Origin of the sequence: Sphingopyxis macrogoltabida (assembly GCF_001314325.1) — a bacterium.
Taxonomy (GTDB): Bacteria; Pseudomonadota; Alphaproteobacteria; order Sphingomonadales; family Sphingomonadaceae; genus Sphingopyxis; species Sphingopyxis macrogoltabida.
Map to the genome: position 1 here is coordinate 2,872,787 of NZ_CP009429.1, position 12,337 is coordinate 2,885,123.

Annotated in this window: 8 protein-coding genes and 1 pseudogene; all 9 read right to left on the reverse strand. The window is 64.5% G+C overall.

What is annotated here, in order from left to right:
- Positions 1-8 precede the first annotated feature (8 nt).
- A pseudogene (locus tag LH19_RS14065) lies at positions 9-1,871 on the reverse strand (strawberry notch C-terminal domain-containing protein); the annotation flags it as partial.
- A 48-nt stretch (positions 1,872-1,919) separates the two neighbouring features.
- Positions 1,920-2,924, reverse strand: coding sequence for a tyrosine-type recombinase/integrase (locus tag LH19_RS14070; RefSeq protein ID WP_030540398.1), 1,005 nt, complete (start codon positions 2,922-2,924; stop codon positions 1,920-1,922).
- Positions 2,921-3,835 (reverse strand): tyrosine-type recombinase/integrase, encoded by a 915-nt coding sequence (locus tag LH19_RS14075; protein WP_030540399.1) that lies wholly within the window; start codon positions 3,833-3,835, stop codon positions 2,921-2,923. The genes LH19_RS14070 and LH19_RS14075 overlap by 4 nt, the downstream gene beginning before the upstream one ends.
- Entirely contained in the window at positions 3,829-5,376 is a 1,548-nt protein-coding gene (locus LH19_RS14080; RefSeq protein WP_054725389.1) for a tyrosine-type recombinase/integrase, read from the reverse strand. The genes LH19_RS14075 and LH19_RS14080 overlap by 7 nt, the downstream gene beginning before the upstream one ends.
- Positions 5,377-5,521: 145 nt before the next feature.
- The gene (locus tag LH19_RS14085; RefSeq protein WP_082395717.1) at positions 5,522-8,086 is read right to left on the reverse strand and encodes a strawberry notch-like NTP hydrolase domain-containing protein; all 2,565 of its coding nucleotides are present in this window, start codon (positions 8,084-8,086) and stop codon (positions 5,522-5,524) included.
- 92 nt (positions 8,087-8,178) lie between these two features.
- Entirely contained in the window at positions 8,179-8,823 is a 645-nt protein-coding gene (locus LH19_RS14090; protein ID WP_054729073.1) for a hypothetical protein, read from the reverse strand.
- A gap of 64 nt (positions 8,824-8,887) precedes the next feature.
- Positions 8,888-9,397, reverse strand: coding sequence for a hypothetical protein (locus LH19_RS14095; RefSeq protein WP_054729076.1), 510 nt, complete (start codon positions 9,395-9,397; stop codon positions 8,888-8,890).
- Positions 9,390-9,881, reverse strand: coding sequence for a hypothetical protein (locus LH19_RS14100; RefSeq protein ID WP_054729079.1), 492 nt, complete (start codon positions 9,879-9,881; stop codon positions 9,390-9,392). Before LH19_RS14100 ends, LH19_RS14095 begins: the two co-directional genes overlap by 8 nt.
- Before the next feature lie 150 nt (positions 9,882-10,031).
- Complete coding sequence (locus LH19_RS14105; protein ID WP_054729082.1) at positions 10,032-12,158, reverse strand: ParB/RepB/Spo0J family partition protein; 2,127 nt, start codon at positions 12,156-12,158, stop codon at positions 10,032-10,034.
- Positions 12,159-12,337 lie beyond the last annotated feature (179 nt).

Genomic DNA, 12,337 nt, shown 5'->3' on the forward strand with positions numbered 1-12,337 from the left:
GGGCTCCTTCAGGCGGCCTTGCGATCGGCGACCCGCACAATCGGAAACCGATCGACGAGCGCAGCGAACACATCGGCGCCAGCAGCCCCTGCCGGCACGTAGAGCCTCAGTTTCCACGAGACGATCTCGGAGATCAAGCCCATAGCCTTCAGCCGCTCGACGCCGAGATCGTTGAAGCCCGTAAGCTCGACGCGCCAGTCGTTCATCGCGCGCACCCGACGGACTATTTGCCCCTCCGCGAGCGACAGCACGACGTCGCCCGACTGCACCATGCGCCAGGCGTCGGCGACCGGCAGCTTTGCCGGCGCCTCGCCTGTCACGGCTGCGGCCCATGCCGGAGAGACCTTGCGACCGATCAGCCGCTCGCCCGCATCGGTCTGCAGCCGGTAGACTCGCGTGGACTCCTTCGGCAGCCGCTTCCAGATCGGCAGCAACAGGCCCGCGACCATGTGCAGCGTCGAATGCTCAAACTCGGGAAGCTCGCCGAGTTCCTTCGTCCACGCCGCAGCGAAACTGTCCTCGGAACACTTCTCCCAATTCGTGCCCTCATAATCGTCGGCGAGCATATGCAGTCGCTCGAGCGGCCGCTGCAGACGGATGCGCCGATGCACCGCGCCATCGTCATCGATGATGCTGCGCGCTCGCGACTTCATTGCTGCCCGGCAAGATCGGCTGTTCAAGACGAGAACGCCCATGCCCGTGGCCGCGACCTCTAGGGCATCGGCAAGGCTGATCGGAGACACCCGGTCCTTGCGCTGGATCGTGAGGAGCTGGGTCACCGCGCCGGTTCCGGGATGGGTGTAAATCGTCTCGCGTGCGGCGACCGTGAAGCTTTCGGCACGCAGCGTTTCGAGACCCATCTCATATGTCCCAGACGCGATTGCCCCCTCGATCCGCTGCGACAACAGACCCTCGAACACCTCGAACAGGATGTTCTGCAGGTCGATCTTCAGCGCGAGCATGCGGTTAAGGAAGGTGGTGATCGGCGGAAGCTCATCTTTGAGACCGCCATCGTCGAGGAGCGAGAGTCCCGTCGCCGCTTCGAATGTGAGCAGCGAGCAGCCATCGACCTTGCCGTCGGCGAGCAGGCCGTAGAGCTGACGGAGCGCATCGCGGGCATAGTGCGATTCCAGATTGTCGAGCGGACGGAACATATTCTGCCCGCCGGTCTGCCGCTGCCCGCGCGTGATTGCACCCAGCGTGTCGAGCCGCCGCGCGATCGTCGAGATGAACCTCTTTTGCGCCTTCACATCGGTCGAGACGGGACGGAAGAGCGGGGGCTGCTTCTGGTTGGTGCGATTGGTGCGCCCGAAGCCCTGGATCGCGGTGTCGGCCTTCCAGCCCGCCTCGAGCAGATAATGGATGCGCCGCCGCTGGTTCTTCACGCCAAGATCGGCATGATAGGATCGCCCGGTCCCGCCGGCTTCAGAGAAGATGAGGATGCGCTTCTCGTCATCCATGAAAGCATGCGTCTCGCCGAGGTTCGCGCTGCCCGGACGGTTCTGCACCGCGAAGCGCACCGGCTCCCCTTCCCCGCCGACGGGCACGATCCGCCGCGATCGCCCCGTGACCTCAGCAACCTGTTCGGTCCCGAAATGCTGCACGATCTGGTCGAGCGCACCCGGAACTGGGGGCAGCGATGCGAGCTTTTCGATCATGGCGTCGCGGTGGCGAGCGGCCTCGCGGTTGACGACCGGGTTGCCATCGCCATCGAACACCGGCCGCGACGACAGATTGCCGTCGCTGTCCTCGCAAGGCTCATAGAGCTGCACGGGAAAGCTGTGCGCCAGATAGTCGAGGACATATTCTTTGCAGTCGCAGTTTATGTCGAGCGTGGCGGCGGTAGGCGCAGGTTTCCTTCGGTTTTCCATGATTTCACTCCAGATAATATGAGTGCCAGGGGGTTGTCCGGAGACGGGCTAGGCCCGCCTTCGAACGTCGGTGAGCATCGTGATCAGGGCATCGGATGGCGGCTTGAAGCGCCCGGGCTTGATGGCAGGAGCGCCGTGCGCCGCGAGAATCTGCAGCTTCTCCTCGGGATCGGCGCGCAAATAGGTCTCGGTGCTCTGGATGCTGGCATGGCCGAGCCACAATGCGACTTTGCGAATGTCCCCTGTCGCCGCGAGCGTGTGCATTGCGCAGGAGTGGCGCAGCACGTGCGGTGTTACGCGCTTGCCAAGGATCGACGGCTGCTTCTCTGCCGCGCGCTTGACGTGCTCCGCCAAACGGAACGCAAATCCGTCGCGGGTCATGGGTTGCCCGCTGGCATTGAGGAATATCTCGGCAGCTTGCGCATCGGGGCGGATCGCAAGCCACGCGCGCAATGCGAACTGAGTCTCCTTCCAGAGCGGGAGGACCCGTTCACGCCGTCCCTTGCCCATGATGTGCACGGTGGACAGGAAGCGGTCCGGGAAATCGCGCAGTTGTAGCGTTACGAGTTCCGACACCCTCAGCCCGCCAGCATAGGCCAGATGCAGCATTGCGCGATCGCGGGTGCCAAGGCGTGTCCGGGGATCCGGGGCGTCGAGCAAAGCCTTGATCTCTGCCCGGTCGAGGTAGTCGATCAGCGCCTTGTCGGTCTTCTTGGTAGGGATCGATCTGACGCGAAGGGCCTGATCCAGGCAGGCCGGAATACGATACTCGATGTAGCGGAAGAAGGACCGGATCGCGGCGAGCCTGCCATTGCGGGTCCGAACACAGCTGCCGCGACCGTTCTCGACATGGTCAAGGAAGGCCATGATCATGTCGGTGCCGAGATCCTCGATCTCGAGATCGGTCGGCCGACGCTTCAGCCGATCGGCAGCGAACTGGACCAGGAGGACAAAGCAGTTGGCATAGGTCTTCACCGTGTGCGGACTGACAGCACGTTCGCGCGGCAGATGTTCACGCAGGTAGATCGAGAGGTGCGGAGCGAGTGCCGTCATGCCGCTTCTCCCCGGTAAAGTTGCTCGCTGGCGACAGCGATATCGCGCAGCAGCACCGGAGTGGCCTCGAGATACCAATAGGTGTTGGCGACCGACGCATGCCCCAGATATACGCTGAGTCCGGCCATGTGGTGTGCGATGGCTTCCCTGTCGCGCGGACAGGACTCAAGGGAACGCACGGCGAAAGTGTGCCGCAGGTCGTGTAACCGCATCCCGGCCGTTCCGGTCGGTCCGCGGTATCCGAGCTGCCGGGCCAGCCTGACGAACACCACGTGGGCGCGCACCTTGTGTGGTGCTCTCCCCCGAATGGTCACGAACAGGTCATTGCCCGTGGCGCCAAGCCTTGCTCGGGTGGCGAGATATGCTTCGAGCGCCTGACGGGTCGATGGCTGCAAGGTAATCAGCCGCTGCTTGCCGAACTTGCCGTTGCGGACGATCAGGCCATCCTCGACCAGATCGTTGCATTGAAGAGCGAGGGCCTCGGAAATCCGGAGACCTGTCGCCGCCAGCAGGCCGAACAGATAATGATACGTGTACGGGCTGATCGTGCCTTGGGGCGCAACGTCCAATACCGCGGTCATGATCGCCCGGACCTGTTCCGGTTCGATGATGGTCGGGGTCGGGCGTGGCCGCTTGCCCCGACCGAAGACGCCCGCAGGCGGAACCTCGTGAGCTGGATCTTCAGCATGAGCGAAAAGGCTGAAGTTACGTACGGCGTCGAACCTATGGCGGGCCACGTTCTGCGAGCTTGCCGTGTGGCACCAGTCGTAAATGCGCTGCACTTGGGTGTGCCGGTCACCGGCGCGGCCGGCGAAATCGGCGTATTGGCGCAGCAAGCGTTCCTGTTCGGAGAACTTCCGTCCCAAGCTGCGATGGAGCGAGACGTATCTGGAAATGTGCATGTTCAGCATGACGGTTCTCCCGGCCATGGCTGCGCGATCTTCATGAGCATCGGCAGATCGACCTTGGCGTAGATGGCAGTGGTCTCAGGCGAGCTGTGACGCAGGATGGTCCCAACGGACTCCAGGCCTGCGCCCGCGCGCAGCAGGTTGGTGGCAAGCGAATGCCGGAATATGTGCGACCCGGTCGACACTCCTTCGATCCCACCGCGGTCGCGCGTTCGAGCGACGATGCCCGCGATCTCGGCGGACGAGCGGAATGGCCGAAACGGTGCTTGTGCACGCAGGAACAGATGCTCTTCGGCGGCCTCCGGGCGGGCTGCCGCAAGATATGCCAAGATCGCGTCGCCGACATCCTGCGGCAATGGCAGACGGTCCGGTCGACGCGTCTTGCCCTTGACCGTCAGGTGGCCGGACCGCCAGTCGATGTCGTCGAGACGCATGTCCTGAACATCGGCAGCCCTCAGGCCGAGCCTGGCGAGCAGGAGAATGATGGCCTTGTCCCGGACTTCTACCGGACGATCTGTCGGGCAGGCCGCAATGATCCTCTCGATCGTTGCCGGGTCGACGTGGCGCGGCAGCGTCGAAAGGCGGTAGCGCTGCACTGATGGAACTGCATGCAACAATGCAGGCCGGCACTCGCCACGCACGACCAGAAACCGGATGTAGCTCCTCATTATCGTGACGAGCAGCGATGCCGAGCCCGGCGTCTCCTTGCTTCGTCGTTGAAATGCGCTCCTGAGTCCGGCGGCATCCCATTGCGAAGGCTCGCCCAGCATCGGCATGAGCCGTCTGATATCGGTCCGGTAGCGCCGGATCGTCTCATCGGTGACGCCGCGATGTTGCTTGAGCCACGTGAGGTAAGCCGACATGTGCGGGTCATCGTCAGCCACCGGTTCAACCGATGGGATGACACCGCGGCCTCGCAGGAACTCGACGAAGTGCCGTGCGCATCGCCGCCGCCGCTTCGTGCCCGTGGCGACCAGCTTGCCGCGCTTGCGCCATACCGGGCATCGGCAATCATGCGCAGCGTACTGGTCGATGATCGTGTCGTCGATATCGATCCATTGGCGTCGCGTAATGCGAAGCCAGGCCATGAAATGCTCGGCCTCGGACCGATAGGCCTGCGCGGGTCCCTCGGCGAGTTGCAGGCGATCGATCGCATCGGAATAGTCAGCGAGGTGCCGTGGCAGATCGTCGATCCCGTCGTCGACTTCGACGTAGCCTTGATCTTCCAGGAACCGGACGAAGCGCCTGACCCTTGCTGCTTGGTCAGCCTTGTAGTGCGCTTGCTGCGCCGAATACCGGTGGCACCGACACCGATGCTTCTCGAACCGCCGGACAGCCCGATCGTCAATCGTGCGGATCGCGATCTCGTGCAGGTCCAGCCAATGCAGGAAATGGCGGACCGCCGCGCCATACAGAACCGCACAGCCTGACCTCTCGTCGAGCGACAGAGAGGAGAGAAATGCGGCGAGAAGAGTGCCGTGACTGGGCGAATCTTCGACCCGGAGCGGGGCAGTCCGAAACGGCAGTGATGATCGTGTTCGCATGTTGGCTCCTTCGACTTGCTGAGGTCGACGGAACCGTAGTTATCTGGAGTGAAATCATGGAAAACCGAAGGAAACCTGCGCCTACCGCCGCCACGCTCGACATAAACTGCGACTGCAAAGAATACGTGTAATGTTGAGCTCAACATTACACATATTCGCGCGGCGTGATGTCGACCGACACGTCGCCCCACTCCTCGGTCGGGATCTCGGCGAGCCGCCGCTCCTGCAAGGCCTCGCCGGTCGAGACGATCTGCACCACCGCCGCATTGCCGGCATCGAGGTCGGCAGTGATGCTCGCGATCGTCGCCGGCGTCTGCATCGCGGTGATGAGATGGTTGAAGAAGCGCTGCTTCGTGCTCTCGAACGCCGAACGCGCCGCCGATTTCGCCTGCGTGTTGAGCGTCCCGTGGAGACTGCTCGTCACCCCGGACGCCTCCATCGCGGCATCCAAATTGTTGTGGATGACCTGGAAAGCGCCGGCATAGCTGTCGTAGATCCGGCGCTGCTCATCGGTCAGCGCATGTTCGAGCAGCTCATATTCGACGCCGTCGAATGAGAGCGAGCGGGCCGCGTAGAGACCGAGCGCCTTCAAGTCGCGCGCGAGCACTTCCATCGCGGCGACCCCGCCGTCCTCGATCGCCGCGACGAACTCGCTCCGCGTCGCGAACGGGAAATCGCTGCCGCCCCAAAGACCGAGCCGCTGCGCATAGGCGAGGTTCTGCACGGTGGTCGCGCCGGTTGCCGAGACATAAACGATGCGCGCATCGGGGAGTGCGTGCTGCAGCCTCAGTCCGGCACGCCCCTGCTGCGATGGCTTCTGGTCGCCCCGATCGCCCTTCCCGCCGGCGGCATTCGCCATCGCATGGGCTTCATCGAAGATAATCACCCCGTCGAAGTCGGGTCCCAGCCATTCGACGATCTGGTCGACGCGGCTGGCCCTGCCTTCACGCCCCTGGCTCCGCAGCGTTGCATAGGTGGTGAAGAGAATGCCCTCGGGGAGCTTGATAGGATTTCCCTGCCGATAGCGCGACAGCGGCGTCACGAGGAGTCGCTCTTGCCCCAGCGCCGACCAGTCGCGCTGTGCGTCTTCGAGCAGGCGGTCGGAAATCGACAGCCACACGGCGCGCTTCCGACCCTTGAGCATATTGTCGAGGATGATCCCAGCAACCTGCCGACCTTTGCCCGCACCAGTGCCGTCACCGAGGAACCAGCCGCGGCGGAAGCGGACGGCGGCCTCATTGTCCTCGCTCGCGGCAGTGACCATGTCCCACGTCTCGTCGACCGTCCACGCGCCCGAGAGATGCCCGGCATGGGCTTCGCCCGCATAAATGATCGATTCCAGCTGCGCGTCTGACAGCACGCCGTCGGCGATCAGATGCTCGGGAAGATGCGGTCGATAGGATGGCTTCGGCGGCGCGACCGACGCCATCGCGGCGGATTGCACGAGCGCGGTCGGATGCGGTTTCGACGACGGAATTGCGAGCGACTGCAGCGCGTAGGGCTCGTAGATCGCCTCGGCGAGTTGGCCTTCGGGCGCCTGCCAGTCGCGAGATTCATAACCGAGTTCGGGCGCCGCGACCGGGGCCGCAGACGACGAAAGCGTCCGGGCCGCGCCGTTCCCGGCCTGCACCAGAGCTCCGGTAGTAGCCGCGACACCCTCACGGGCCGGCGCCTCCGGAGGTGCCGGAGGCGTCCGGGGCGGCACATCCGCACGGACCCATTGGAGCAAGGCCCCAAGGTCGCCCGCCTCACCGCGCGACGGCGCGATCGCCGAAGCATCTGCGGCAGGCATCTTATCGATCACGAGGAGGCGCGTGCTCGTCGTCGTGCCATGCTTCGCATAGACTTTGCCGGCGATCGCCGCCGAGAACAGGATCGTCCCCAGCGCCTGCAGCCGCACGAACGCATCGCGCCATGCGGGCGCGTCGGGCGAGCAGTTCGCGCTAACGATCGCGACCAGGCGGCCGCCGTCCTGCAGCCGCGACAGTGCCGAGCCGATATGCCGGAGAGCGGCATCGCGCATCGTCCGCTCGACCTTGGCAACCGCCGAAAAGGGCGGGTTCATGAGGATGACGCTCGGACGAACGGCAGGAGCCAGCCTGTCGTCGATCGACGCGGCGTCGTGACGTGTCACGGCCGAGGGCGCGAACAGCAGATCGAGAAGATCGGCGCGGCACTCGCCCAGCTCGTTGAGCGCGAGGCGCGCGCCAGCGAGCTCGGCGTGAATGGCGAGCATGCCGGTCCCGGCCGACGGCTCGAGGACGGTGTCGTCCGGCTGGATCGAGGCGGCGTGGGCGGCAACGAAGGCTAATGGCAGGGGCGTCGAGAATTGCTGCATCGCCTGACTCTCGGAGGAGCGGCGCGTGTGCGTCGGAATGCGGCCCGCGAGACGCTGCCACATCGCGAGCTGTGCGATCGCGGAGAGCTTGCGAACCGCGGGCGTGGCGCCGTAGCGCCGGAGCAGGAGGATCTGTGCGACCTCGCACGCGTCATAGGCGGCTTTCCAGTCCCACGCGCCCTCGGCGTCGCTTGCGCCGAAGGCACCGGCCATAGCCGCGCGCAGCGCGGCCGTGTCGAAGGGATGGCCCGCTTCGAGCAGAGGAAGGATGGCCTCACCCGCCGCAAGCAGCTGCGCTGCAAAGGGGCTGGAGGGAACGGGCGCGGAATGGAGCGCCGCGGCTGACGCCGCGCGCGAAGGGAGGCTTTGCATGTCGGGAATTCCTCGGGAGAGCGGGCAGGAACAAGCCGCCGGCCGCTCTCTCTCGGACCCGGTGGCTCATCCCTTCCCGGCCCGTCTCTCCTCTATCCGAACCGCTCCCCTTGTTCGGTGAAGCTGTAGCCGTTGGCGATAATCGCCTCGTCGACCACCGCGTCGGAGCTCAGATAGTCGCTCTCGTCCTCGAGCTTGCCGTAGAGCCAGCGGGCGAGGTCGCGCAGCGCCTCGCTGAGGTCGTCCTCCGCGGTCGCGGTCATATCCTGATACCCGAGGCTGTCCCGCTGGACGCCGATTTCCATACTATACTCATGATAGTAGCGGCCGCGGTGACTGATGCGTGCTCTGAGCTGGAAAAAGTTGGGCCACTGGATCGCCGCCAGTGCATCGGCAATCCGATGGAGTTCAGTATCCTTTGGCGCATACGCGCGGATCAATGAGTCGGAACGCTTCGCGTAGCTATAGTCGCCCTCGAAGCAGGCACCGTCCCCCTGGCTCGCGAAGCCCGAGAACCAGATGCAGGGCTTTCGCCGCGTACCGCCCCCGTGGAGGCGAACAGGCACGGTCGCGAGGTCGACGCCCAGAATCTCGCATATCCGTTCGAAATCCTCATAGACGGCCCAATACCAGTCGTGGTCAAACGCGCCCTGAAGATACCACGCCCGCGCCTTCTCCTTTGCCTCCTCCGACAGTTCCTCGAGGCTGTAGACCGTCGTCTCGATAATCTCGGCCATGACAATCTCCTGAAAAAGAAAAGGCCCGGCGCTGCGGCCGGGCCAGGTCGGGACGATGGACGGGTCAGGCGTTGGCCAGCTCCTCGGGCCGCAGTCGGTTCCGAACCTCGTCGAGGAATGAAGCGGTCGACATCGTCTTGATCGCATCGGCGGTGATCAGCGTCGCCATCCCGCCGAAGCCGTCGGGCCGCATCTTGGTGCAGGTCCAGGCAGCAACGACCTCCACATCATCGAGCGCATCGCAGCGTTTGATGATGTCCTGGAAGATGCCCTCATAGCCGATCACCGACATGTCGAGGGCCAGCTCGCCCTCCGCCGGATCGAGCTTGCGCAGGTGATCCCGGATCGCCGTGACGGCATAGCTGTCTGGGAAGGGATCGACCTCGAGCAGCTGATGCACCTCGGCAAGGTCGAGATGGAGAAGGTCGTTCACATAGTCCTCCGCGAAGAAATAGACTTCGTCCTCGCCTCCCTCGTGGCTGAACATCCCGATCAGGAGACGATGCTCGAGCAAGGTCATCGCGGCGCGCGGGATATCCGGGCGCACGATCGTTGGCGAATGATAGTCAGCCATGCGCCGTCTCCTGCCCGTCCGCCTCGGCGGGAATGTCGGGATCGCCTTCGATGACGAGAGGCGGCACGGTGAACTCGGCCTCGTCGAAATAGCCGAGAATGCCCTCGACGCTGCCGCGCCGGACCACTTCGTGCCGATCGATCAGGACGCGATCGGATTCGTCGACGATGAAGCTGTCGGGCGTGCCTTCGCCGCGGAAGACGATCCGCTCTGCGCTCCATTCGGCGAAGAATCCGCCCGCCCAGAATCGGTAAGGCAGGCCATGATCCTGGCAGAAGGTTTCGAGCGGCTCGACCTTTCCCCAGGCGACTTCGTTCGCAAACAGTTCGAGCGGTTCGCCGACGGTACGGTGCGAAGACTCGAAGGCGGGGCCGTCCCATTCGATGGAAAGGCTCTCGCCCGCGATGACCGCCGCGAGTGCGAGCCAGGTCTCGGGCGTGAGATGGCCGCCGAGCTTGAACGATATAGAGACGCGGTCAGCCATGATGACCTCCCGCGACGAGGACCGGCATCGCCGGCGCGTTTGCTTGATTTTCTTTTCGCATCTTCAATCTCCGTGAAAAAGCGAAAGCCCGGCGCGATGGCCGGGCTTTCGAGGTGGAAGTTCGCAGGTGCCGCTATGCGCGGCGGAGATTCATTCGGCGCCGATCGCTTCGGGATCGCCCGCATCCTCACCTCCTTCCTCCGCGAGAAAGGCGGGAAGCTCGTCATCCGCCTCGTCGTTGGCCGGCGCCGTTGCCTCCGGCGCCGGGATGGCAGCGCTCTCGAGTTCGGGCGTCCGCATCGGCTCGGGGAGCCAGCCAGCGTCTTCGAGCAGGCGCTCGGCCTCGCGTGCCATGTCGCCCTTCTTCAAATGGTCGATCATTCCGGCAAGATTCTCGCCGCGTGCCTCGGCAACGTCGGCAAGAATCCGCAGCTTCGGAACGCTGCTCAGATAGCCGTCGGCGGTCGGGCGCCAGCCGGCCTCCACGACATCCAGCCCCACGGCCCGCGCGAGCACATGGCTGTGCGCCAGCCGCCGGGCGATCCCGTGCGCCGAGACGCGGCCGTCATAGCCCCGGACGATCTCCGCCTGTGCATTGACGCCGAGCGAGGCGCAATGCGCAAGAAGGCTCGCGCGGTCCTCGTCGCCGAGTTCAAGCAGCCAGTCCCAGACCTCCTTGTCGCTTTTCGGCAGGCGACCACGCCATTCGTCGAGGCGTTCCGCGATCGCCTGCCCCGGGGCGCAGTGACGCAGACCTGCCGGAGCGTTGGAAAAATGGACCGAGTTGATCGACGTCTGCAGACAGCTTTCGCGGCTGTAACCGTAAAAGCAGGACAGGACGAACGCATGGAGCACAGCGATATAGGCCGTCTCCGGGCACTTCGCGAAGGCGTCCTGTAGCGCGAGCGTTCTCCACGCCGTGAGGTCGGACACGAGGCGCTCTGACATCGGCTTCAAGGCACCTTCATCGTCCTCGGGCTCGGCCGCAGATTGGCCGGGAGCCGAAGGCGCGGACTTGGAACTGCCGTCGCCGCCGCCTGCGTCGTTCGCGCCCTCGCCCGTGCCCTGATCGCCCTCCTCCGGCTCGGCTTCGGGTTCATCCTCCGGCTTCACATAGCCGCGCTCGACGCTCAGCCTCCCGTCGATCCCGATCGAGACGAACGCGCCGGCGATGGCGATCTCGGCGGCATCGAAGACGATCGGGCGGTCGTTGATGCGGCTGATCTCGGCGTCGATCTCCTCGAGCCGGGTGTGGACCTCGTCGGGAACCTCGTCCGCATCGCTCCATTCGTTGCTCAGCGCTTCGCCCTCCGCTTCGAGGTCCGCGCCGAGCTTCTCCTCCTCTGCGCTCATCGGCACTTCGTCGCCGGCAAGGACGCGCATGCCGCGCCCCGGATTGAAGACATGCTCGATCGCGGCGTCGATCCATTTCCAGCCTTCCTCGCCGATCCGCGCCGCTTCGGCTTCGAACTTCTCGGCGACGAGCCGGTCGAGCAGGCCGACGTCGGTGAGCCAGCCGCCGTGATCGACTTCGAACAGGTCGCGAACGACACTGCCACCCGCCTCGACATAGGCGTCGAGCCCGACGAAGCGGACACGCTTGTCGGATACGCGGACGCTGTTCTCGGTCAGCCTCTGGCGGATGAGCGAAGCGGACGGCGGGAAGTCGTGCTCGACCATCTCCCAGACCTGAATCTGGCGCTCTTCATCGTCCGTCACCGTGAAGGCCATCAGGGTCTCGAGCGACATGCCGTCGTCACCATAGATGTCGAGTAGCTTTGGCGAGACGCTCGCCAGCTTGAGGCGCTGCCTGACCACCGCCGGCGTCACGAAAAAATGTGCGGCAATGTCCTCGACGGCATTCCCCTTGTCGGCGAGCGCCTGCATGCCGCGAAACTGATCGAGCGGGTGCAGATTTACGCGCTCCGAATTCTCGGCGAGACTGTCCTCTTCGGCCAGGATATCGTCGTTCGCAGCCCGCACCCTGCACGGGATCGGCGCATTGTTGGCGAGCCGCTTCTGCTTCACCAGCAGTTGGAGCGCGCGGTAGCGTCGCCCGCCCGCCGGCACCTCAAAATCACCGGTAGGGTTGCCCTCGCTATCGAGGATCGGACGGACATTCAGGTTATGCAGCAACCCGCGCCGTGCGATGCTGTCAGCCAGTTCGGCAACTGACTGGCCGGGCTTGATCCGCCGAACATTTGCGTCCGAAAGCCGCAACCGGTCGAGCGGGATGGCCTGCGGTTGATCGAGCGTGATTTTTTGCTTGGAAGCCATGACTTATCTCCGCGACGGCCGACCAAGAGACTCTCTCTCGGCCTTCGAACCGTCGCGAAGCGCCCCTTCCCTCTTGCTCTCACCCGCGCGGTTGGGGGGAGGCAGGGAAGTGAGCTACCGTTCACAACAATGATGCGAACTGCTTTTTGGCCCGCGATGATAACCACGTTTCGATGCTT

Excerpts from the sequence above, each read along its gene's own strand:
- LH19_RS14070 (WP_030540398.1), bottom strand. The coding sequence starts at position 2,924 with ATGACGGCACTCGCTCCGCACCTCTCGATCTACCTGCGTGAACATCTG.
- LH19_RS14075 (WP_030540399.1), bottom strand. The coding sequence starts at position 3,835 with ATGCTGAACATGCACATTTCCAGATACGTCTCGCTCCATCGCAGCTTG.
- LH19_RS14080 (WP_054725389.1), bottom strand. The coding sequence starts at position 5,376 with ATGCGAACACGATCATCACTGCCGTTTCGGACTGCCCCGCTCCGGGTC.
- LH19_RS14085 (WP_082395717.1), bottom strand. The coding sequence starts at position 8,086 with ATGCAAAGCCTCCCTTCGCGCGCGGCGTCAGCCGCGGCGCTCCATTCC.
- LH19_RS14090 (WP_054729073.1), bottom strand. The coding sequence starts at position 8,823 with ATGGCCGAGATTATCGAGACGACGGTCTACAGCCTCGAGGAACTGTCG.
- LH19_RS14095 (WP_054729076.1), bottom strand. The coding sequence starts at position 9,397 with ATGGCTGACTATCATTCGCCAACGATCGTGCGCCCGGATATCCCGCGC.
- LH19_RS14100 (WP_054729079.1), bottom strand. The coding sequence starts at position 9,881 with ATGGCTGACCGCGTCTCTATATCGTTCAAGCTCGGCGGCCATCTCACG.
- LH19_RS14105 (WP_054729082.1), bottom strand. The coding sequence starts at position 12,158 with ATGGCTTCCAAGCAAAAAATCACGCTCGATCAACCGCAGGCCATCCCG.